22 protein-coding genes and 1 pseudogene are annotated in these 20810 nt (G+C 72.3%); 6 read left to right on the top strand and 17 right to left on the bottom strand.

What is annotated here, in order from left to right; translation table 11 throughout:
• Positions 1 to 21 precede the first annotated feature (21 nt).
• A complete protein-coding gene (locus tag ACI8AB_RS06915) occupies positions 22 to 834 on the bottom strand; it encodes a hypothetical protein (protein WP_456949494.1) in 813 nt (270 codons plus the stop codon).
• A gap of 449 nt (positions 835 to 1283) precedes the next feature.
• On the opposite strand from ACI8AB_RS06915, the gene ACI8AB_RS06910 reads away from it, so the two are divergent.
• Complete coding sequence (locus ACI8AB_RS06910; protein WP_456949493.1) at positions 1284 to 1661, top strand: type II toxin-antitoxin system death-on-curing family toxin; 378 nt, start codon at positions 1284 to 1286, stop codon at positions 1659 to 1661.
• Between the two features lie 63 nt (positions 1662 to 1724).
• On the opposite strand, the gene ACI8AB_RS06905 is transcribed toward ACI8AB_RS06910, so the two are convergent.
• Positions 1725 to 2456: an endonuclease/exonuclease/phosphatase family protein gene (locus tag ACI8AB_RS06905; RefSeq protein ID WP_456949492.1), complete on the bottom strand. Its 732-nt coding sequence runs from the start codon at positions 2454 to 2456 to the stop codon at positions 1725 to 1727.
• 668 nt (positions 2457 to 3124) lie between these two features.
• Here ACI8AB_RS06905 and ACI8AB_RS06900 point away from each other — a divergent pair.
• The 3 genes from ACI8AB_RS06900 (at position 3125) to ACI8AB_RS06890 (ending at position 5043) form a co-directional block, all read left to right on the top strand.
• Entirely contained in the window at positions 3125 to 3355 is a 231-nt protein-coding gene (locus ACI8AB_RS06900) for a FitA-like ribbon-helix-helix domain-containing protein (RefSeq protein WP_387988767.1), read from the top strand.
• Positions 3352 to 3744: a type II toxin-antitoxin system VapC family toxin gene (locus tag ACI8AB_RS06895; RefSeq protein WP_456949491.1), complete on the top strand. Its 393-nt coding sequence runs from the start codon at positions 3352 to 3354 to the stop codon at positions 3742 to 3744. Before ACI8AB_RS06900 ends, ACI8AB_RS06895 begins: the two co-directional genes overlap by 4 nt.
• Positions 3745 to 3834: 90 nt before the next feature.
• Positions 3835 to 5043 carry a hypothetical protein gene (locus ACI8AB_RS06890; protein ID WP_456949490.1) on the top strand — a complete coding sequence of 403 codons (1209 nt, stop codon included), beginning with the start codon at positions 3835 to 3837 and terminating at the stop codon, positions 5041 to 5043.
• A gap of 60 nt (positions 5044 to 5103) precedes the next feature.
• Here the strand turns inward: ACI8AB_RS06890 and ACI8AB_RS06885 are convergent, their stop codons facing one another.
• The 6 genes and pseudogenes from ACI8AB_RS06885 to ACI8AB_RS06860 form a co-directional block, all read right to left on the bottom strand.
• Entirely contained in the window at positions 5104 to 6207 is a 1104-nt protein-coding gene (locus tag ACI8AB_RS06885; RefSeq protein WP_456949489.1) for a DUF475 domain-containing protein, read from the bottom strand.
• 58 nt (positions 6208 to 6265) lie between these two features.
• The gene (locus tag ACI8AB_RS06880; protein WP_456949488.1) at positions 6266 to 6907 is read right to left on the bottom strand and encodes a TerD family protein; all 642 of its coding nucleotides are present in this window, start codon (positions 6905 to 6907) and stop codon (positions 6266 to 6268) included.
• A gap of 83 nt (positions 6908 to 6990) precedes the next feature.
• Positions 6991 to 7572, bottom strand: coding sequence for a TerD family protein (locus tag ACI8AB_RS06875; RefSeq protein WP_456949487.1), 582 nt, complete (start codon positions 7570 to 7572; stop codon positions 6991 to 6993).
• A gap of 822 nt (positions 7573 to 8394) precedes the next feature.
• Complete coding sequence (locus ACI8AB_RS06870; protein ID WP_456949486.1) at positions 8395 to 8781, bottom strand: TerD family protein; 387 nt, start codon at positions 8779 to 8781, stop codon at positions 8395 to 8397.
• A 31-nt stretch (positions 8782 to 8812) separates the two neighbouring features.
• Positions 8813 to 8974, bottom strand: a pseudogene (locus ACI8AB_RS06865) (TerD family protein); the annotation flags it as partial.
• Positions 8975 to 9030: 56 nt separating this feature from the next.
• A complete protein-coding gene (locus ACI8AB_RS06860; RefSeq protein ID WP_456949485.1) occupies positions 9031 to 9396 on the bottom strand; it encodes a hypothetical protein in 366 nt (121 codons plus the stop codon).
• Positions 9397 to 9719: 323 nt separating this feature from the next.
• On the opposite strand from ACI8AB_RS06860, the gene ACI8AB_RS06855 reads away from it, so the two are divergent.
• Positions 9720 to 10238: an HAD domain-containing protein gene (locus ACI8AB_RS06855; RefSeq protein ID WP_456949484.1), complete on the top strand. Its 519-nt coding sequence runs from the start codon at positions 9720 to 9722 to the stop codon at positions 10236 to 10238.
• Positions 10239 to 10242: 4 nt separating this feature from the next.
• Here ACI8AB_RS06855 and ACI8AB_RS06850 read toward each other — a convergent pair whose 3' ends face one another.
• From ACI8AB_RS06850 to ACI8AB_RS06835, 4 genes are all read right to left on the bottom strand, one after another.
• Positions 10243 to 10647: a hypothetical protein gene (locus ACI8AB_RS06850; RefSeq protein WP_456949483.1), complete on the bottom strand. Its 405-nt coding sequence runs from the start codon at positions 10645 to 10647 to the stop codon at positions 10243 to 10245.
• Positions 10648 to 10658: 11 nt separating this feature from the next.
• On the bottom strand, positions 10659 to 12047 hold the full coding sequence (locus ACI8AB_RS06845; protein ID WP_456949482.1) for a DUF4407 domain-containing protein: 1389 nt from the start codon (positions 12045 to 12047) through the stop codon (positions 10659 to 10661).
• The gene (locus ACI8AB_RS06840; RefSeq protein ID WP_456949481.1) at positions 12044 to 12910 is read right to left on the bottom strand and encodes a hypothetical protein; all 867 of its coding nucleotides are present in this window, start codon (positions 12908 to 12910) and stop codon (positions 12044 to 12046) included. The genes ACI8AB_RS06845 and ACI8AB_RS06840 overlap by 4 nt, the downstream gene beginning before the upstream one ends.
• A 150-nt stretch (positions 12911 to 13060) precedes the next feature.
• Positions 13061 to 13627, bottom strand: coding sequence for an HNH endonuclease (locus ACI8AB_RS06835; protein WP_456949480.1), 567 nt, complete (start codon positions 13625 to 13627; stop codon positions 13061 to 13063).
• 51 nt (positions 13628 to 13678) lie between these two features.
• Between ACI8AB_RS06835 and ACI8AB_RS06830 the strand changes: the two genes are divergently transcribed.
• On the top strand, positions 13679 to 14581 hold the full coding sequence (locus tag ACI8AB_RS06830) for a phosphorothioated DNA-binding restriction endonuclease (RefSeq protein ID WP_456949479.1): 903 nt from the start codon (positions 13679 to 13681) through the stop codon (positions 14579 to 14581).
• 312 nt (positions 14582 to 14893) lie between these two features.
• Here the strand turns inward: ACI8AB_RS06830 and ACI8AB_RS06825 are convergent, their stop codons facing one another.
• From ACI8AB_RS06825 to ACI8AB_RS06805, 5 genes are all read right to left on the bottom strand, one after another.
• Entirely contained in the window at positions 14894 to 15199 is a 306-nt protein-coding gene (locus tag ACI8AB_RS06825; protein WP_456949536.1) for a DUF732 domain-containing protein, read from the bottom strand.
• 611 nt (positions 15200 to 15810) lie between these two features.
• Complete coding sequence (locus ACI8AB_RS06820; RefSeq protein ID WP_456949478.1) at positions 15811 to 16227, bottom strand: hypothetical protein; 417 nt, start codon at positions 16225 to 16227, stop codon at positions 15811 to 15813.
• Entirely contained in the window at positions 16224 to 18686 is a 2463-nt protein-coding gene (locus ACI8AB_RS06815; RefSeq protein ID WP_456949477.1) for an AAA family ATPase, read from the bottom strand. Before ACI8AB_RS06815 ends, ACI8AB_RS06820 begins: the two co-directional genes overlap by 4 nt.
• A 115-nt stretch (positions 18687 to 18801) precedes the next feature.
• Positions 18802 to 19182: an NrtR DNA-binding winged helix domain-containing protein gene (locus tag ACI8AB_RS06810; RefSeq protein WP_456949476.1), complete on the bottom strand. Its 381-nt coding sequence runs from the start codon at positions 19180 to 19182 to the stop codon at positions 18802 to 18804.
• 286 nt (positions 19183 to 19468) lie between these two features.
• Complete coding sequence (locus tag ACI8AB_RS06805) at positions 19469 to 20770, bottom strand: DNA cytosine methyltransferase (protein WP_456949475.1); 1302 nt, start codon at positions 20768 to 20770, stop codon at positions 19469 to 19471.
• Positions 20771 to 20810: the final 40 nt, after the last annotated feature.

Below are 20810 nucleotides of genomic sequence, written 5' to 3'. Positions count from 1 at the left end.
CCGGCGGTCAGGACCCGGTCGTCACACGCGTCCCACGCCGTCCTCGAGCGCGCGGACCAGTCCGGTGGTGACGCCGACACCGCGGGCCACCACCACGCCGTCCCGGACGAGCTGCCCGACGGGCTCACCGGCCGTCGGCTCGCCCGCGAACCGGAGGCGGAGGTGGTGCTCGAGGACGTCGACCGCCGTCGTCATGAGGGTCGGCGGGTCCGGGACGGAGTAGTCGTTGCCCTCCCACACGTGCCACACGCCGCCGACCCGGGTCAGGCGGGCCCCGTTCCGCACGCCGTCGAGGGGGACCTCGCAGCGGTACTCGTCGACGGCGAGCGGGCGGAGGTGGCGCAGCCGGTCGACCAGGGCGCGCGTCTCGTCGTCGACCGGCGGCACCCACCCCCGGTAGCCGACCCGCGGCGGCGTGGCGACCAGCTCCGCCGGCGTGAGGGCGGCGAAGCCGGAGAAGGCACGGGCGCCGTGCAGGTCGGCGAAGGCGGCCCGCAGGCGGCCGTCCTGGCGGACCTCGACGCGGCCGTCGGCACGCTGCAGGACGTCGAAGCGCCAGGCGTCGGGGTGACGGTGCACCGAGGAGCCGAAGCGTTCGGCGATCAGGAGCTCGATCTCGGCGAGCGCCTCCGCCTCCATCTCGAACCACTGCTCCCCCCGGTCGAAGCGGTCGACCTGGTAGAGCCCGTCGTCGCGGCGGAAGAGGACACTCCGGGCCTCGATGTCGCCGAGGTGGATCTCCCGCCCCTGGGGGACCACCACCGTCGCCCCGCGCTCGACGTGGTCGCCGTACCGCTCCACGAGGGCCGTGAGCTGCGGGTCCGGCGTCTCCATGCCGCCACGCTACGGAACGATCCGACTCCGTCCTGGCGTGTCGTCAGGCGCCGGGACCGGCCACGACCATCGGGTCGACCAGCAGGACGTCATCGATGTCGTCCTCCAGAGCGCCGGCGACGAGGCCGACGAGATCGAGTTCATCACCCTCCGACGCCCTCCCGAGGAGGGCCGTGCTGCAGCGGGCGGCCGCCGCGGCAGGACGGCCTGTGTCATGTCGCTCTGGTATCACCGGCGGCACCTCTGGAATGTGGCCATGACAGTGCGCCTGACCGAGCAGGAGCCCGAGGCTCTGCGACGACGAGCAGAACTCGAGGGCCGCTCGATGCAGGACGTCGCGCGGCAGGCGGTCCGCGACTACGTCGAGCGGAACAGCAAGCGTGAGCTGCTCGATCGAGTCCTCGACCGGGAACTCCCCGCTGTGCCGAAGCCCTGGAGCGGCTCGGCCGGTGATCCACCTCGACCTCGACGATCTGCTCCACGTCGCCGGGCGAACACTCGGCGCCTTCGAGGTCCGTGACATCGGTCTGCTGGGGGCGGCGGCTGCCAGACCGCAGGCGACGGCGCTCGGCGAGGACGCCTACCCGTCCATCCACGACAAGGCGGCTGCGCTGCTGCACTCGACCGCCCGCAACCACCCGCTGGTCGACGGCCACGAGCGGCTCTCGCTCGCCGCGACCATCGCTTTCTACGGCCTCAACGGCATGCAACTGACCCTGTCGAACGACGATGCCTACGAGCTCGTGATGGCCATCGCCTCGGGGCAGCTCGACGACGTCGAGCCGATCTCCGGACGTCTCCGGGCGGGCACGGCTCCCTGGACGTGACGGCCCGAACGCGGGGTTCGGTTCGTCCCACTGCGGCTCACCACCGCGGCGGGACGGCCTCCGTCATGTCCGGGGCAGGACGACGTCGGCCGTGTAGGCCGCGTGGTCGCTGAGGTTTTTCCCGTCGGGCCACGTCGGACGGTGCGTCTGTGCGGCGCTCCCGTCGAAGTGCTTGCTGACAGCGAGGTGGTCGATCGAGCGCATCCGACCGTTGAGGTGCTCGGCCCCCGCGGTCAGGGCCACCAGCCCGAGTGAGTCGAACGCGGACTGGAGCGCGGCCATCCCCTTGACCGTGGCCCCGTCGAGGGGGCGCTGGAGCTGCTGGTTGAAGTCCCCACCCCAGACGAGCGGCTCACCGGCACGGCGCTCACCGCGGATCCGCTCGACGTGGTGCTGGAGCACGAGGTGGAACTGAGCAAAGTGACCGGTCGGGAGCCCGTGCCAGTACTGATGAGCCCCCTTCCACGGCAGGACCGAGCAGGCGACCAGGACCGACGTGCCGTCGACGTCGACGCGGGCGAGGACGAGCCCCTCCTCCCCCGGGTGCTCACCGCCGGCCGGCAACGCGGTCACGGGCAGACCCGTCTCGATGCCGGCCCACCGCTTCGGCTTGTCACCGTCGAAGCTCCGGGGCGGCGAGGCGAGGAAACGGCCACCACGCGGATCCCAGTCACGGTGCACCTCGGTCAGCAACCAGAGGTCGGCCTTCTGGTCATCGAGCCAGGCGGAGATCCTCTGGCCCTTCTCCGACGACGGTCTCGGACAGAGCCGCAGGTTCCACGTTCCGATGCGCACGGTGCTCCTCAGGTGGTCGGTTCACCGACACCCTGACGCCTGCCGATACCGGAACGGCGTCGGCGCGCGGGGCGGTCACCCGCGTTGGCGAGACGCAATGGCGCCGCAATCGCGGCAGCCGAGGGTGCGGGCAACAGCCCGAGGCAGCTCCGGAGCACTCCCCCATGCGCTCGTCCCACCATCACACTGCTCGCCGCCGCGTCCTCGCGGCCGGCTGCTCCACCGCCGTCACCGGCGTGGCCGAGCCGGCCGAGCATCCCGTCGCTGGTGAGGAACCCTGGCCGGCCTGTCGGCCGCTGGTCGAGTGGGTGCCTCGCCTGCTGCCGGCCGGCGGCCTCCGCAGTCCGCGGCCGAAGTGGAGCGAGGCCGACCGCCCGCTCTTGCCGAGCGCGTCCTGGCCTCCCCGTCCGCCGTCGGTCTGGACGATCTCGACGGCCGTGGCTGGATGGACGACCTGGCCGTGGCGATCCGGCCGGACGACGGGATCCCGCGGACGGTCGTCGCCGACTTCACGTACGTACGGAGGGCACGGTCCCCGGCTCACCTGACGGCGGTCCGGTACGAGCAACTCGATGTCGACCGGGGAGGCCGCCTGAGGCCTCCTGACCGACCGGAGGACCGGCCCCGCGACCGTGCTCGCGCATGCGGATCGCATGTAGCCTCGGCGGATGGGCAAGATGCTGCAGGTCCGCAACGTGCCCGACGACTTGCACGCCGAGCTGCGCCGCCGCGCTGCCGCCGCGGGGATGTCCCTGTCCGACTACGTGCTGCGCGAACTGCGCCGCGTCGGTGAGCGGTCGCCGATGGCCGAGGTCCTCGCCCGATCCGCGGCGCTGCGGATCCCGCTGCCGATGGACGAGGTGGTCGAGGGCATCCGGGCCGACCGCGACGGCCGGTGATCGTGGTCGATGCCTCGACGGTCGTCGCGGCGCTCCTGGACGCCGGCCCGGGTGGGCAGGCCGCCCGCGACGCGATGCTCGGGGACGAGCCCCACGCCCCGCACCTCCTCGACGTCGAGGTGCTCTCGGCCGTCCGTCGGCACGCGCTGGGCGGGCGGTTGAGCGACGCCGCCGCACGCGGTGCGGTCGACGCGGTGCGGGAGCTGCCGGTGGTCCGGCACGGACACGATCCGCTGCTCGACCGGGCGCTGGAGCTCCGCCACGCGGTGACCGCCTACGACGGCGTCTACGTCGCGCTCGCGGAGATCCTCGGGGCCGGCCTGGTCACCGGCGACCGCCGGCTGGCGCGCGCACCGGGCCTGCGGTGTCCGGTGACGACGATCGGCTGACCTCCGCGCGGGAAGCCGGACGCAAGGGGCCCGCAAGGGCGGGGCCGGAGGGTGCGGGCAACAGCCCACGCACCCCAGGAGCTCTCACCCATGCGCTCGTCCCGTCCCGGCGCCGCCGCGCTGCTCGCCTCCGCCGTCGTCGCGGCCGGCTGCTCGACCCCCGTCGTCGGCGTCGCCGAGCCGGCCGGGCCGGCCGCCGCCGGACCGCTCACCGAGGTCCTCGGCCGGGTGGAGGTCGACGCGGACGTCGAGGGGCACGTGCGCCTCTCCGACGTCGCCGCGACCCCGGACGGCGGCTTCGTCGTCCTCATGACCGGCGACCTCGCCGGCAACCACCGCAGCGTCCTGGTCGAGCTCGTCCCCGGCGACGGCGGCCTGGTGGTCGGCACCGTGACCGAGGGGCCGCCCGCCCTCGACCTCGGCGAGGTGCACGTCGCGCCCGACGGCACGGTGGTCGCCCTCGCGCCGATCGTGCCCGCCGACACCAGCGGCGGCGGCCGCGAGCAGGACCTCGCCCTCGCCGTCCTCGAGCCAGGCAGCGACGAACCGGACGTCCGGCGCATCGCCGCCGACGCCGAGCTCGGCACTCCCGACACCGGCACCGGCGTCCTCTCCCCCGACGGCACGACGCTGCACGCGAGCCTGCAGTGGTACGTCGACGGGGACACGGTCAGCCGGCTGGTCACCGTCGACGTCGCCACCGGCGAGGTCACCGCGAGCGCGCCGCTGCAGGTCGAGACGCCGGGCCGGGCGGTCGCGCGGGACGTGGCCCTGCGTCCCGACGGCGGCCTGGCGGCGCTGGTGACCGTCGACCGCGACGCGGAGGGGGACGTCGACGGCGTCGTGCTGGCGCAGTACGACGCCGACCTGCTGCCCGCCGGCGAGCCGGTGGAGCTGGTCGAGGAGGAGCAGAGCACCGGCTACGCGCTGGCCGTGCTCGCCGACGGGACCGCGGTCGCGTCGGTCGTCGCGGGCGAGTGGGACACCGGCGAGCCGCGGCTGGTGACCGTCCGGGACGGTGCCGTGCAGGCCACCGCGGTCCTGCCCGGCTCGGGCACCGACCTCGTCGTCGAGCCGGGCGGGCGGCACGTGTACCTCGTGCACGGGCGGCCGGGGGCCGGCGTCGGCCTGGCCACCGTCGAGCTCACTACTGGCGAGACCGTCGCCGACGTCGAGCTGTGCGCGGACGGGATCCCCGCGCCCCTGGCGCTCGCCGCGGACGGGCGCACGGTCGCCGCCACCGTCGCCTGCGAGCAGGACGAGAACCTCGCCGCCGACCTCGCCGTCCTCGTCGGCTGAGGACGCCGGTGCCCCGGCCGCGCGAGGCGGCCGGGGCACCGGGTCGTGCAGGGGAGGCGGTCAGACCGAGACGGTCTCCCGCTCGGGCTGCGGGTCCTCGTCGGACGATGCCGCGGGGACCTCGCGGGCGTCCTCCCGCCGCTGCGCGACGACGCTGGCGACGACCGCCGCGACGATGAACAGCAGGCCGGTGAGGCCGGTGACGTACTCGCTGATGTGGAACCGCAGCTCCAGGATCATGATCGTCGCGAGCACACCGATCGCCCACATCGCGCCGTGCTCCAGGTAGCGGTACTGCTCGAGCGTGCCGCGGTCGACCATGAAGATCGTCAGCGACCGCACCCAGAAGGCGCCGATGCCGAGGCCCAGGGCGATGATCAGGATGTCGCTGCTGATGGCGAAGGCGCCGATGACGCCGTCGAAGCTGAACGACGCGTCGAGCACCTCGAGGTAGAGGAACGCGGCGGCACCGGCGCCGGCGACCGCCTTGGTGGCGGTGCCGGTGGCCGACGGCGTCGACTCCTCGTCCTCGTCGTCGTCGTCGGACTCCATGAGCTCGTTGAGCCCGCCGATCAGCAGGTAGGTGAACAGGCCGGCGAGACCGGAGAGCAGGACGGTGCCGTACTTGTCGTCGTCGGCCATCTGCGAGCCGGTGTAGATGACCGCGAGCGCGATGACGATCGACAGGTAGGGCAGCTTGCCGGCCTTGGCCAGCGGCTTCTCCAGCCAGGCGAGCCAGTGGACGTCGCGCTCCTCGTCGAACGCGAAGTTCAGGAAGATCATCAGCAGGAAGATCCCGCCGAAGGTGTAGATCGCCTCGGCGGACGCCTCGACGTTCTCCGCGTAGGCCTCCTGGTCGGTGAGCGCCAGGTCCCACACCTCGGGGATGGACAGCTGCGCCGTCACCGAGACGAGCAGGATCGGCAGCAGCAGCCGCATGCCGAACACGGCGATGAAGATGCCGACGTAGAGGAACAGCTTCCGCCACAGCGGGCTCATGTTCCGGAGGACCTTGGCGTTGACGACGGCGTTGTCGAAGGACAGGCAGACCTCGAGGACGCCGAGGACGGCGACGGCGAGGAGCGCGGCGGGACCGCCGAAGAGCACGGCGGTGACGAGGGCGGCCGCCGTCAGGAAGACGGAGAAGCCGAAGTAGCGGATCAAGGGACGCCTTTCAGGGAACCGCAGCGGAGGCGGTCGCGGGTGGGTGTGGGGAGTCGGGTTACTTGCTGCCGGCCGTCCAGCGCAGGCCCCAGCCGTACGCCTGGTCCAAGTGGCGCTGGCTGCCCTGCAGGTAGCGCATCTCGCGCTGCACGTGCAGCTCGCCCCGCTGGTTCGTCAGCATGGCGATGGCGCAGAAGCGCGCGTTGTCGGCGTGCTCGTCGAGGTCGACGGTGATCTCACTGTCGTTCTGGGCGGACAGCGTCACGACACCTCGAGCCGCGGCCCAGTTCGGGGCGCCGTCGTAGATGTACGCGAACACCAGGATCCGCCTGATCTCGTCGAGGTGGTCGAGGTTGACGATGAGGTTCTCGCCACCGGCGTTCCTGCCCGAGCGGTCGTCGCCGTCGAGGAGGACGTAGGGCGGGGAGTCGAGGTCCCCGAACGCGTTGCCGAGCGCCTGGACGACGCCCTTGTTCCCGTCGGTGGTCTCCCAGAGGCAGCCGAGGTCGAGGTCGACCGCCTCCGCCTTGCCGAAGAACCCGCGCCCCGGACGCTGGTCCCAGTTGAGGTTGACGCGCATCCGCCCGCGGGCGCCCTGCGCCTTGGACAGCGAGACGGACGGCGCCGCCTTGGTCAGCGTGACCTTGCCGAGGGAGACCCCGACCGGCTTCTGCTTCGGCGGGCGGGTGTAGTCGATCATGACCTGCCTGTTCTGAGGAGGGGCTCAGGCCGGCGGTCCGGCCCCGCGCTCGTCGCTGCCGGGCCGGACCGCCGAGGGCCGGGTCAGGCGACGTTGACGCCGAAGTCCTGCGCGATGCCGCGCAGGCCGGAGGCGTAGCCCTGGCCGACGGCGCGGAACTTCCAGTCGCCGTTGTGCCGGTAGAGCTCGCTGAAGACCATCGCGGTCTCCATGGAGGCGTCCTCGGTGAGGTCGTAGCGGGTGATCTCCCGGCCGGTGACCTGGTCGACGACGCGGATGAACGCGTTGCGGACGCCGCCGAAGTTCTGCCGGCGGTTGTCGGCGTCGTGGATGGAGACCGGGAAGACGATCTTCTGCACGAACTGCGGGACGGCCATCAGGTCGACCTGGATCATCTCGTCGTCCCCGTCGCCCTCACCGGTCAGGTTGTCGCCGGTGTGGAGGACGGAGCCGTCGGGGCTGCGCAGGTTGTTGTAGAAGACGAAGCCCGAGTCGTCCGGGGTGACCCGGCCGCTGGCGTCGAGCATGATCGCCGAGGCGTCGAGGTCGTACTCGAAGTTGGAGAACGTGTTGACGTCCCACCCGAGACCCACGTTGACGGCGCGGAGGCCCGGGGCCTCCTTGGACAGCGAGACGTTCCCACCCTTGGCGAGGACGACGGTCATGGTGTTCTTCTCCCGTGGTGTTCGCGGCTGCTGAAGCGGCGGGTCACCGCACCGCACGGCGCGGAGCCGGTCGATCCGGAACGGTGGCGGACCGGGTCGGGATGCTGCCGCACCGTGACCGGTAGCACCACGACCTCCCGCCCCGCAGGGGTGATCGCGGGACGCCTGTGACTCGTGCGCACGGACCGAGAGCCGGACGAGACGAACGGGGTGTGGACGACGCCGAGGATCGGCGCGCATCCCCTGACACCAGGTACGGGAACTACCACCCGCGGGAAGTCGCACTCACCGGGATTGCGCTCGGCGGGCAACGGCGCGCCGGAATGCGGAGGAGGCACCCGCTCGCGCGATTATCAGCACCACCTCGCCGGCGCGAGACATTGCGTGACGGCATTCCCGGATCGACATGCGGACAACACTTCAGGCGAGCCGGCGGAGGCCCTTCCGGGAATGCTTGTCGGCGGTGACCGGGTGCGCTTCACTGTCCGCCGCGCCGGGCCGCGGACGCATTCCGGCGCCGCGGTGGACCGGGCGACGACACGACACGGGGGCGCGGCCATGACCGTTCGACACCACCGCACCATCGCCGTTCTCGGGCTGGTCCTCGTCCCCGTGGCGGCCTGACCGGCTGCAGCAGCACCGGGGACCTCACCTGCGGGGAGTTCAACGCCCAGCGGCTCGTCGCCACGGACCGGGACTCGGCCTACTGGTGAGGACCGGCCCGGTCATCCGCTGACGAGCGGGGATCCGTGGCCGCGCGCCACGGATCCCCGCTCGGCTGCTGCTCCGGTCGGCAGCCGACGGGCGGTACGACGGGATCCGTCAGAGGTGGCCCGCCACGGTCGGCAGCAGGTCCTGGAAGGTCCGGCCGTTGGCCACGGCACCGATGGCGGTCATGCTCCAGGACCCGCCGTTCCGGCTGAGCTTGGCCATCACCTGGCTGTTGTGCGTCCCCGACCCGGAGAGGTCGTAGCGCGCGAGCTCCGCGTCGTGGGCGGTGGAGTCGACGAGCCGGCAGAACGCGTTGGTGATCTGGCTGAAGTCCTGGCCGGTGAACGAGTTGACCACGAAGACGATCTGGCTGACGTTCCCGGGCACGCGCTGGAGGTCGACCAGGATCGACTCGTCGTCCCCCTCCCCCTCGCCGGTCAGGTTGTCCCCCGTGTGCTGCACCGATCCGTCCCTGCTGCGCAGCTGCTGGAACCACACCTGGTCGACCAGCCGGCCCCCCCGTATCGAAGAGGAGGGCCGACGCGTCCAGGTCGATCGACTGGCTCTTCGTCTTGCCGAACAGGCCCCGTCGCGGGGCGGCGTCCCAGCCCAGCCCCATGCGCACCTGCGTCAGCGACCCTCCGCCCCGCTTCTGCAGCGAGACCGTCTGACCCTTGCTGAGGTTGACCACTCCGGCACGTCTCCTTCGTTCCCTGTAGGTGTCCTGGCCCGCAACGGCGTCCTCCGTCAGTTCGTCGGCGGAGGACCGCAGTTGTCGAGGGTGTACTGGTTGACCCGCTGCTCCGCGCCGCTGGTCGACAACCCGGCCGCGAACGCACCGGCCAGGGCCGCCAGCGGGTTGTCCACGAGCTCGCCCGCCTGACTCCCCAGGGAGTCCGCCTGCTCCTGGAACGCGTCGCGCAGCGCCGCCACGTCCGGCTCGATCTCGTCGGGAGCGACCTCCGCGAGCCGACCGAAGAAGATCGCGAGGTCGCGCGGAGCGGAGAACACGGCCGCCATGCCCGCCAGCGGGTCATCGGAGTTGCCGGCCTGGGTCCAGGCGTCCCGCAGTTCCTGACCCTCGCCGTAGAAGACGTCGCAGTACGCCTCCACGGAACGTCCCTGACCGCACGCCGTCAATGTCGCGGAAACGGCGACGAGTCCCACGAACGTCACGACGGAACGCCTCGTCGGCACATTGCCCCGAATGCGCACAGCGACCACGGGAGACTCCTTTGTCGGCGGCCCGGGGAGTAAAGCGGAGGGAGTGCCCGGGCGCCATACCGACTCGCTGCGCCGTCGTCGGAAACGTGCGGACCCGTGATGTCCGCGGGCGTCGATCCCTCGTGCCGGCGGAGCCGGGCTCCGGCGCCCTCGCGGTCACCGGGGTACCGCCGTCCCGACCGCACGCCCGTCGCCGGGGGTAGGAACCGGCCATGGGCTCGACCGGGGACCGTCCGATCCTGCTGCTCGACGTCGACGGCGTGCTCAACGCGCCCGTCCGCACGCTGCCCGACGGCTGGCGGCGGGGCACGTTCAACGGGTTCGTGCTGTCCTGGGACCCCACCGTCACCGCCCGCCTGCGGGAGCTGCACGAGTCGGGCCGGGTCGAGATCCAGTGGCTGACCACCTGGACCACGGACGCCGACCGGCTGCTGGCCGAGCCGATGGGCCTGCCGCGCGGGCTGAAGGTGCACGCCCGCACCGACTCCGCGCCGACCGGCTTCCTCGGCCCGCTCTGGGGCGAGTCGGGCTGGTGGAAGCTGGCCGTCGCCCAGGAGGTGGCCGCGGCCGAGCCGGACCGGCGGATCGTGTGGATCGACGACGACCTCGCCGAGCAGGCGGAGGACACCGGCGACTGGCTGGCCGCCCACCCGCACGTCCTGGTGGTCGCCCCGGACCTCTACGTCGGGCTCACCCACGCGCAGCTGGACGAGATCGAGGCGTGGCTGTGACCGCTCACCGGCGCGGCCGCAGCTCCAGGGGCAGGTCGGCGGGGACGTCGACGTCGCCGGCGTGCCCGTCGAGCCGGGCCAGGCCGTGCCGCAGGAGCAGCCCCTGAGGTGCGTTGCGGGCGACGTCGCCGGCGGCCGGGTGCTCCGGGCACGGGGCGAGCGGCACCTGCGCCGGCCGGTCGCCCAGCGCGCGCCACTCCTCGGCGACGGCGGTCAGCGCCGCGAGCGGGTCCGTGTTCCCGCCGGCGGCGAGCACGGTGACGGGACCGCCCTCGCGGCCGACGACGACCGGTCGCCACGGGCCGAACGCCGGGCCGAAGGTGCGGTGGACGGCGTCGTAGTCGTGCGCGGGGACGGCGGGGTAGCCGGCCGCGGCCAGCGCCCACAGCGTCCGCTCGGTCAGGGTCATCAGGTCTCCTGTCAGTTCTGGGTCCCGACCGGCCACGGGTCGGGTCGCGGGCCGGGACGCGGCTGCTTGACGAAGCTCGTGCCGAGCCCGGTGCTGCCGGCCGGGGTGAGCTGCTGGTCCTTCCAGCGCTCGACGCCCTGCCGGGTCACCTCGAGCTGCGCCTCCAGCACCAGCCCGGTGGCCCGGGACTCGGCCTCCAGCGTGCGGGCCGCCCGCGCCTCGGCGGCCGCGAGCGCCGACTTCGCCAGCACCTCGGCCTCCTCGTACTCGGTCTGCATCCGCAGCCGGACCCGCTCCTCGACCTTCTCCTCCCCCAGCGCGAGCAGCCGCTCGTAGAGGGACGGCGGGGCGAGCGCGAGCATCGTCTTGAACAGGATCGGCAGGCACTCGAGCGCGGTGAGGAACGCGAACAGCAGCGCGTGCGCCGTCGCGAGCGTCGGCTCGTCGTCCTGGATGCGCTCCATCGCGGTCATCCGGGCGAGGATGCCGTCGCTGTCGTCGACGGCCGCGTCGTGCGCCGCGACGTCCTCGGCGCGCTGCTCCTCGGCGTCGGCGACCAACGCCTGCAGGCGCTCGAGCTCCCTCTGCTGGTTGGCGGTGGTTTGCACCTCCTCCGCCTGGAGCTGCCGGAGCACCTCGGCCTTCAGCGCCGCGAGCTGCTGCGTCAGGTCGTTGACCTCTCGCTCGAGCTGATCGCGGCGATCCTTCTTAGCAGTCGTCACCGGGCCGAGACCCGCGACGCCGGTACCGCCTGAGCCGTCGAGCTCGTCCTGGTAGTCCTGCTCGGCTTCCTGGAATTCCTCGGTTTTGCGAGTCAGTTGCTCCTGCAACGCCATCACGGCCGGGTCCTCGGCGACGTCGGCCTGAGTGACGCCGTCGGTGATGTCGGCCTGCAGCGCCGCGATCTGCTCGCGCATGGCGGGCAGCTGCGCGTAGCGGGTGTCCTCGGCGAGCTGCTGCGTGAACTCGTCCTCCGCCTCGGCCGCCATCACCTCGACCTCGGTGTCGATCTCGGCGCTGAAGACGGCGAGTGTGAGCGGCGTCGAGACGACTGCGCCGATGAGGACGGCGAGGGCCACGCGCGGCAGCGCCATCGCGATCGTGCCGACCTTGCTCTTCAGCCGCGGCGTGGAGACGACCAGCCAGCGGTCGAGGTTGAGGATGACCAGGCCCCAGGCGAGGCCGCCGAGGACCGCGACGGGCACCCACAGGTGCAGCGCGACGTACAGCGCGTAGCTCGCGGAGACCGCGGCGAGGGCTGCGGTGCAGACGAGCACGGCGCCCATCGCGACCTGCTTGCCGCGCTCCTTGGGCGCGTCCTGCAGGACCTCGCGGTTGGCGCCGGCGACGGTGAGCAGCTGCTCACCGACGACGGCGCGGAGGGACCGGCGGCGGCTCACGGGGTGTCCTTCCTTCCGGCACGCCGGAGGCTGTCGAGGAGGGAGTCGGGCACGCCGACGAGGCGCGGCGACACCTCGATCCGGGGGCGGAGGGCGTCCTGGGTGGCCCAGAAGGCGTCGAGCCGGTCGGTGACCGGCGAGGGTGCGCCGACGGTGGCGGCGACGTCGGCGCGCAGGGACACCGGCGGCGGCGCGGCGACGCTCGGCAGGTCGAGCTGTGGAACGGCCACGGCGGCGACGACCGGGGTGGCCGCGGGCGTCGTCGTGAAGCGGTTGCGGCCGGTGACGTCGACCCGCCGGCTGGCGTCGATGCGGACGAGCGCCTCGCCGCACGGCGGGTGCGCGGGGTGGCCGTCGACGAGGACGTCGCGGGCGTGCTCGAAGCACCAGGTGACGAGGACCTCCGAGCCCGGCCGGACGATCGTGTGGCTGACCGAGATCGCGCGCAGGACGGGCACCTGGCCGTCGGGCACCGGACCGGCCGGGACGCCGTGCCGGCACGCCAGCAGCTCGGGCTCGGCGTCGCCGGCCGGGCGGCCCTGGGCCGCCTCCTGGCGCCAGTCGCGGATCCAGCGGTCGGTCCAGGGCAGGGCGGACCGGGGCTGCTCGGGCTTCGGGTGCTTCGGCGCCGGGCCGGCGGCGTCGCCGAACCAGCCCCTGGCGCGCAGCCAGGCGAGGAGGAGCAGGAGGAAGAAGGACCAGAGGAACGCCGTGGCGAGGTCGATGATGAAGCCGGCGACGCGCTCGGGCTCGACGGAGCCGCTCCACTCGGTGTTGGCGTTGAGCGCGACGAAGGCGGCCAGCAGCAGGACCACGGCCCAGCCGACGACGAGCGGATCGCGGCGCAGCGGTCTCCGGAACATCTCTCCCCCGTCGCGGGTCGCACCCGCCTGTCAGCACACCGTCGGACCAACGGAACCCGATCGGATCGGAGTCCTCGGGATTGGTACCGGGCGGGACCGACGAAAGGCAGCGGCGCCTCACCCGTACGGGTCAGGCGAGGCGCCGGATGCTCAAGGAACTGCGTGCGGACTCACATCCGCGGTCCCGTGCCGCAGGACTCCGGTCGGGATGCCGGGCGGGAAGTAGGCCTCCCGCCGGCGCTCGAGCCGACGGAGCTCCCAGGTCCACGGGACGCGCGCCGCCTTCCGCCCGTTGTGCCGCGGGCACAGCGCCTGACCGTTCTCGACGCGCGTCGCACCGCCGCGGCTGTGCGGGTGGACGTGGTCGGCCTGCAGGTCCTCGGTGGCGCGGCACCGACCACCGAGGAGCGAGTGGTGCTCGCACCGGTGACCCGCGCGGCCGAGGATCACCCGCTTGTCCTCCCGGAGGAAGCACCGCTGGGGATCGCGCTGCCGTCGTCCGTGGACCAGGCCGGGGATCCTCCGGATCGCCGCGTGCACCAGCAGCAGGACGAGCAGGACGCCGAGCCAGGGCTCAGCGGCGAGCTGACGCACCAGGCCGTCGAGCAGGCCGCCGAGGACATCGGTCGAGTCGACGACGGAGGTCGCGAGCACCTGGACGGAGAGCACGGTCATCACACCGACGTCGGGGACCCGGACGACGACCTTGAGCGTCACGCTGCGGGTTCACCCAGGTGTGTGCACGTCGCTCGGCGATAGTGGGTAGCCGTGGCGACTACCGAGGTTGACGGCCGTGAGGTCCTGGAGCAGCTGGCCTCTCTTCGGCAGCACCAGCAGGACGGGCGCCGCTCACCGCGCAAGCCGCTGCTGGTCCTCCTGGCCCTGAGCCGGCTCGCGGCAAGCGGTTCGAGCAAGCTGCCGTGGGACATCGCGGAGCAGGAGCTGGCGGATCTCATCCAGGAGTTCGGTCCGCCGTCGAGGACCGGCAGGGCGCAGAGCGCCGCCTTCCCGTTCACCCGGCTGCGGTCCGACGGCGTCTGGACGCTCGACCAGGACGTGCCCATGGACAAGGTGACGCCCCTGCGCTTGGGCGTGACTGGGCGGTTCGAGGCGTCCCTGGAGGCGGCGCTGCAGTCGCGCCCAGTTCTGGTGGACGAAGTCGCCCGCGGGCTCGTCGAGGCGCACTTCCCCGCCACCGTCGCACCGGACGTGCTGGTCGCCGTCGGGCTCGACCCAGAACTCCTGCACAGCGGCACGGTCGCGCCTGCGACGAGCCGACGCAGGAGCAGCGCGTGGCCGGCTCTGGTGCTGGAGGCCTGGGACCGGCAGTGTGCCTTCTGCGGCTTCGACGGCCAGGTCGGAGGTGTTCCGGTCGGCCTGGAGGCGGCGCACATCCGGTGGTTCACCGTCGACGGGCCCGACGAGCTCGACAACGGCCTGGCGCTCTGCTCGCTGCACCACAAGCTGTTCGACCGCGGCGTCCTCGGCCTCTACGACGACCTGACGCTCGTGGTGTCCCAGCGGTTCTCGGCCCGCACGCCGCACGGCCGCACCGTCTACGACCTCCACGGCCGTCGGCTACAGCCGCGTCCCGGGACCCCGACGCCCGCCGTCCGGCACGTCACCTGGCACCGAGAGCAGGTCTTCCACGGACTGCCGCTGACCGTGTGAGACCGCATCCGTGGACCACCGGGCGGGGCGACAACGAGCAGCACCAGCCCGACAAGGGCTCACTCTCATGGACGAGAGAAGCCGCCCGCGCATCCGAGCGGCCCTTGCCCTGTCGGCGAGGCGTATCAGCCGTCACAGCATCACGACAACTACTTCGAGGGCGACGCCCCCGCAGTCTGCTAGGGGGTGGCGGTCAACGAGAGCCGTTCGACCGTCCCTGATGTTGTGGCCGTGAGAAGCCACGACCAGCGGGCCAGCTCGTACCGTGAGCTAGCGCCATGAGGCTGACAGGCCACCCGCATGGCGACGTGGTCAACAGAGGCTGCGCCCCGCTGCGTTGACCAGGTCGACGATTTCCTGCGAACTCGCCCCCGAACCACCGTCAATCAGGGCGTCCGCAACAGTCTGCGCGGAGGCACCCGCCTGAAGCAAACCGCAGATTTCCCTTCCAAGCGTCACCAGGTTGCCGTCAGTCTGGAACGGCCATCCATCACCGCTCACCCCGCGGGCTTGTCGGATGAAGACCGTCGCTGATCCACTGCCCCCTGTCGATCGAGTCGCGCTCGTCGAGGGGACATCACGATGCGAGGCAATGGACTCTGGAGCTTCGCTCCACATGGAGTCCGTGGGTCCGGACTCAGTTGCGTCGCTCGAAGAAGCGGCCACGCTTTTACTTGAGGAAGCGGCCGCACTGCTGGACGTTGAAGAACTCGGTGAGCCCACGATCGCGACGCCGATCCCTATTGCGGTGACGAGACTGACTCCGACTCCGACAGGAATGAAGTCACGCCGACTTCTCTTGGCCGGCAGATGTGGCACCCCTGGCACGATCCCGGGCGACCAGCCGCCTGGCGCCCGGATCGGGTCTGGTGGCGGATACCAATCAGTGCCGGGAAACGCGCCGGCCGGAGGGGTCATGATCGGGTCGGTCAATGATGACTCCTATGAGAGGTGTTTCGCTGGCCGTCACGACCGGTCGCCATGCACCGGGCCCTGTGATGACCGAGTGCAACCGGAACTCCCGCCTGTTGCTCTCGGCAGCTCATCGGCGGAAGTGAACGTTTCTTAAGTCGACCGGGAACCTGAAGTCGCCCGCACTCCATCTCACTCAGGCGCGTGCCCCGGCCTCGACGAGCCCCAGCTGGAGGCCCAGCGGCTCTGTGTCGACGGAGTACCGCGAGCAGGTCTTCCACGGGTGCCGCTAGCCGGGTGACGCACCGCCGACGGCGTCAGTTGGAAGCGCCGGCTGCCAACCGTCGCAACGAGGCCGTCGCGGCGCGGACCGTCTGGGCCCACCCCCGCAGCTCGGCGAGCGTGGGCGCCAGCTCGTAGGCGTGGTGGTGGCAGGCCCGGCTCAGCGCGAGCCAGGCGGCCGCGACGTCGGTGGTGATCCGCGCGCCGGCGTACTCCGGTCGCCGGAGGACGGCGAGCTGCGCACGCATCGAGCATTTCTCCACGCCTGGCGCGACCCGCTCCCAATACGCGGCGAGCTCGCGCTCGAGCACAGCGCGGAGTAGGAAGCCGGTCGCCCGCGGCCACCAGCCACCGCGGGCGTTCAGTTCGCCGGCGAGCAGCCGGTCCGCGTCGTCGAGCAGCTCGTCCGCGGGCCCGGCGAGGTCGTCGCGCTCGGGGAGCGTGGCCGTCACCGGAACGCCGCCTGGCGCACGCTGGCGACCAGCTGCTCGACGTCCCTGACCAGGTCGGCCATCAGGCCGTCGTGCCCGCCGTGCGCTCCCTCCTTGCAGGAGCGGAACGCGTCCGCGGCCCGGCGGCCGAAGCGCCTGTCCAGGGTGGGCAGCACCTGACCGCCCTCGGCCGCGTCGTCGAAGAGCGCGAGCGCCATGGTCGCCGTCGTCGTCCGCGCACCGGCGAGGGCCTCCTCGACCTCAGCGTGCCGCACACCCCACGCCAGCCGCCGGGTGCGGACCACCTCGTGACAGGCCGCCTCGATCGCCGAGCGGCACAGGCCCGGGACGACGAGCCGCTGGGCCGCCTCGCCGAGGTCGCGGGTGAGCGCGACCGCGCGGGCGTCGTCGAGGTAGCGCGCCACCGGGTCCTCGGACTTCCGCAGCTCGACGACGCTGCGCTCCCGGCGGGTGACCTCCCAGATGGCGGCGCCCAGCTGCAGGCGGCGGACCGCCTCCGGCAGCCGGTCGTCGTGGGTGAAGACGACGACCTGGTGGGTGCCGGCGACCTCGGCGAGCACCCGCGCCAGGCCGTCGACCTTGGCCGGGTCCATGGCCTGCACCGGGTCGTCGATGACGAGGAAGCGGAACGGGCTCTGCTCGAGCATGGCGCGCGGCAGGAACAGCGCGAGGCCCAGTGCGTGCAGCTCGCCCTGGCTCATGACGCCGAGCGCGGCCGAGGCCTCGCCGTCGACGGTCACGTCGAGGGCGACGCGACGGCGGGTGGCACTCCCCTCGAGCCGGACCGGCCCGAGGTCGACGTTCGACTCCTGGCGCAGCTCCTGCCACGTCCGGGCGGCCCGCTCGGCGATCGGCGCGAGCCCCTCGTCGCGCAGGCCGTCGGTCTGGGCCTTCAGCCACTTCTCGGCCGCCTGCAGGTCGGCGCAGACGTCGGAGGCGAGGAAGACCGCCTCGGCCGCGTCAACGTGTTCGCGGAGACGCTGCGCCAGCGGCTGCCAGACGTCCTCGCGGCGACCCAGCTCGGCGCGCGCGGCCGCCACGGCGTCCTGCAGGGCGGTGACCAGGCCAGTAGTGCCCTCGCGGAGCGCACTGACTGCGACCGACGCGTCGTCGTCGCGGGCGGCGGCGGCCCAGGCCCCCCAGCGCTCGGCCAGCCCCTCCCCCGGCACGCCGGCCGGGACGTTCTCCACCAGGCGAGACGGCGACGGAACAGCGGTAGCCGCGGTTGCGCGGGCGGCGCGCAGCTCGCGGTGCGTGTCCCCGGCCACGCCGACCTGCGCGCGCAGGCGGGCGACCTCGCCCTGGGTGGCCGTGCGCCAGGCGTCGTCCAGGCGGTCCGCCGCGCCGCAGACGGGACAGTCGGTGGTCGCCGTGTGTCCGGCGTGGACCAGTGCCGCCTCGAGGAGGCCGGCCAGCCGCCGGGCCTGCTCGCTGTCGTCGCCGGTCAGGCCGGCGACGGCGGCCGCGGCGGCCTCCAGCCTGTCGGCGGCGGCGAGCGCCGCGTCGGGGTCGGGAACGGGGAGGGCGGCCCAGGCGCGCAGCGGCGCGAGGTCGGCCATGGGGTCCGTCTCAGCACGCAGGACCTCGCGGAGGGCGTCGAGGTCGGGTGTGCGCTGGCCGAGGACGGCGGCAACCCGGCGGGCCCGGTCGTCGTCGACGCCCTGGAGGTCCGCCAGCAGCACCTTGCGCGCCTGCTTCACCGAGGTCTCGGCGTCCTTGAGCCGCTTGCACTCGGCCTTGAGCCGGGTCTGGGCGTGCACCACCCGCTCCAGGCCGAGGATGCGGAACAGCGAGTCGTAGAGGTCCGAGGGCCGGCCCGAGAGCATCGCGCCCAGCTCGGCATAGGAGAGGAACGGCCGGTGGGACACCAGCGCCTCGTCCCAGCCGAGCTCGCGCAGCTCGCGCCGGCCGCCGTGTTGCTGCACGGACGCCTGCGACTCCTCGACGTCGTCGCCGGCCCACGTGCGCAGCACCCTGGTGACGCCCGGCCGGCCGTCGACGACGAGCTCGACGCCGACCGACGGGTCGACGTCGCTGCTGTGCAGGTTGCGCCAGCTGCTCGTCCAGGCTGCGGCCCGGTCCTTCCAGCGGGCGTTGCTGCCGGTCAGCGCCATCTCGGCGGCCTCGGCGAAGCTCGACTTGCCCGAGCCGTTGCGACCGACGACGAGCGTGAGGCCGGGGCCGGGCTGCAGCCGGAGGGACTTCTCGGGGCCGATGCCGCGGAAACCCGACACCGTGATGCTCTTCAGGTAGGTGCGCGGGACGTCGACGACCGCAGCCGCCGGTGCCTCGGGCTCCTCGCGGGGGCCGGTGGAGGCGACGGCGGCAGCCAGTTCGGCGTCGCCCTGGTAGGCGGCGAGCACGAGGTCGCCGGCGCGGTCGCCCAGGCTCCCCGACCCGCACGCCTCGACGATCCGGTCGAACAGCCGCGGGAGGAGCGCGTCCTCTGCCGCGGTCACGCGGTCACCTGGTTCCTGAGCAGCACGGCGCGACCGTCACACGGGCAGCGGCCGGTCCGGCGGACGTCGGGAACCGACACGTCCCACGAACCACAGACGCCACCCCGACCGGTCGTCAGCCGTGCCGGAAGAGCTCGGCCGGCCGCCCGACCGAGCCGCGGGTCATCTCCCCCGTGCTCTCGAGGTGGTCCCTGACGTGCCGCCGGAAGACGTCGGGCTGCAGGCGCCGGCCGGCGACGGCCTCGTGCAGCCGCCGCAGGTCGCGCAGGGTGAATGGCTCCGGCAGCAGCCGCTCCGGATCCGGCCGCTCGGCGTAGGTGGCCCGGACCCGGGCGACCGCCATCTCCACGATGCCGTCGTGGTCGAAGGGCAGGCCGGTGGCCTCCGCCACCGGGCGCAGCTGGACGCCGCCCGGTCCCTCCTCAGCGACCGGGGCGACGACCGCCTTAGGGAGCAGGACGACGTGCGCCACCGACCGCTTCTGGTCGACGTTCAACGCCTCCCGCGACGAGCTGCTCTGGTACTACACGAGCGTCGAACGGGCCGTCGCCGAGCGACTGCCCGAGCATTCAATCGCCGCGGCTCTGCAGCGCGCCGTGGGCGAGCTGGTGGCCGCGGTCGGCGTCGAACGGCACCCAAGTCATGGTCATGAGTGCTGCACCTGACAGCGACGACTATCGGACAGCCGGAAGAGACAGATCGCGGGAGCACTTGAGGACATGATCGGTTGGTGGTACGGCCATTGAGGAGCCCTGTGACCTCAGGTCGCAGGGCTCCTCGGCTCAGCTGATCCGGCCCCGACTGCGCCGCGCGGCAAACGCCTCGTGCCGCTTGTGGTCCACCTGCCCCTGGAATGCACGCCACTCACCAAGCAGGTATGACGTGCGACCACCGCTGCCGCGTTCCTCAACTTCGAAGTCGCGACGCAGGTGCGCGATCCGCTTCTCGACGTCTTCGATGGACAGTCGGCCACCCAACAACTGCGAGATGCGGTAGGGCGTGAGAAAGTCCTCGGCATCGCGCATGACGTGGTAGACCTCATCGTGCATCTTGAGGTCTGCGCGGGGAGTTCCGGCCACCTTCTCCTTCCGCAGGGCGCGCGCAATGCTCTCGCCGACAGCCCGAGCCACCGGCGGCGGGAACGCGTTTCCGACCTGCCGATAGCGACTGGTCTTCCGGCCGGTGAAGTGCCACTCGTAGTCAGGCTCGTTGAGCCAGCCCTGCAGGCGGGCCACCATGTCCACCGTCAGCTTGGGACCGCGCCGATGCTTTGGAAGGGCGGGGTCCCAATCTTCCCCGGGAGCTTCATCAGCCAACCCGTGGGCGTCCACCCAGAGCTCTTCCCACGCTCGCTTGGCGCGGGTTGGCCCCAGGTCGGCTCCGCCGTGCTTCTTACTTCCGCCGACGATGGTGGGAGCGATTGCATCAGCCCGCTCGACCCACTTATCGATGTACTGGAACCCGTTCGCACCCATGAGATCAGCAAGCGCACTTCCCACGGTAAGGGTTGTGGGCTTCGGCTCAGGCCACTCGAAGTAGTCGACGTATTCCGGACGTAGGGCCACGAGGACCATGCGCGGCCGCAGCTGGGGGACGCCGTAGTCCTTGGCGTGCAGCAGTTTCCAGTCGGCCCGGTAGCCGAGGTCTTGGAGCTGATCGATGACGGCTTGCCGGTACCCGCCGAAACGAGCGTCGTTGAGACCGCGGACGTTCTCGAGGAGTAGTGCCTCGGGTTGCACCCGTCCGGTCAGGTTGACCGCCCAGGCGAACAGGTCGCGCTCGTCCCCCGCTCCCAGCTGCTTCCCCGCGATGCTGAACGGCGGGCAGGGGACCCCACCGGCCAGCAGGGCCACCTGCCCGTCGTAGTCCTCTGGCTTCCACACCTCAGGGTTGGCGACATCACCGACTGCGACGAGTTCCGCCGGGTCCGCTGACGGGGACAACCGGGAGAGGTTGTTGCGCAGTGTGGTGGCTGCGGTCTCGTCCAGCTCGACGGCAAGCTCGTGCCGGAAGCCAGCCAGGTGTAGCCCCAGGGACTGCCCGCCCGCTCCAGCGCAGATCTCGACGACGTTCAACTCGGTCACAACTCTCCCTCGGTGGCACTCACCTGAACATCCGGCAGGC

Source organism: Geodermatophilus sp. SYSU D00698 (assembly GCF_054050335.1).
Note: the sequence above shows the minus strand (reverse complement) of the source record. Positions and strands in the feature narration are given on the sequence as shown.

Bases quoted from the DNA above. Each gene is read 5' to 3' on its own strand.
- ACI8AB_RS06900 (WP_387988767.1), top strand. From the start codon at position 3,125: ATGGGCAAGATGCTGCAGGTCCGCAACGTGCCCGACGACTTGCACGCC.
- ACI8AB_RS06875 (WP_456949487.1), bottom strand. From the start codon at position 7,572: ATGACCGTCGTCCTCGCCAAGGGTGGGAACGTCTCGCTGTCCAAGGAG.
- ACI8AB_RS06825 (WP_456949536.1), bottom strand. From the start codon at position 15,199: ATGTGGAGCGAAGCTCCAGAGTCCATTGCCTCGCATCGTGATGTCCCC.
- ACI8AB_RS06850 (WP_456949483.1), bottom strand. From the start codon at position 10,647: ATGACCCTGACCGAGCGGACGCTGTGGGCGCTGGCCGCGGCCGGCTAC.
- ACI8AB_RS06880 (WP_456949488.1), bottom strand. From the start codon at position 6,907: ATGATCGACTACACCCGCCCGCCGAAGCAGAAGCCGGTCGGGGTCTCC.
- ACI8AB_RS06915 (WP_456949494.1), bottom strand. From the start codon at position 834: ATGGAGACGCCGGACCCGCAGCTCACGGCCCTCGTGGAGCGGTACGGC.
- ACI8AB_RS06855 (WP_456949484.1), top strand. From the start codon at position 9,720: ATGGGCTCGACCGGGGACCGTCCGATCCTGCTGCTCGACGTCGACGGC.
- ACI8AB_RS06840 (WP_456949481.1), bottom strand. From the start codon at position 12,910: ATGTTCCGGAGACCGCTGCGCCGCGATCCGCTCGTCGTCGGCTGGGCC.
- ACI8AB_RS06890 (WP_456949490.1), top strand. From the start codon at position 3,835: ATGCGCTCGTCCCGTCCCGGCGCCGCCGCGCTGCTCGCCTCCGCCGTC.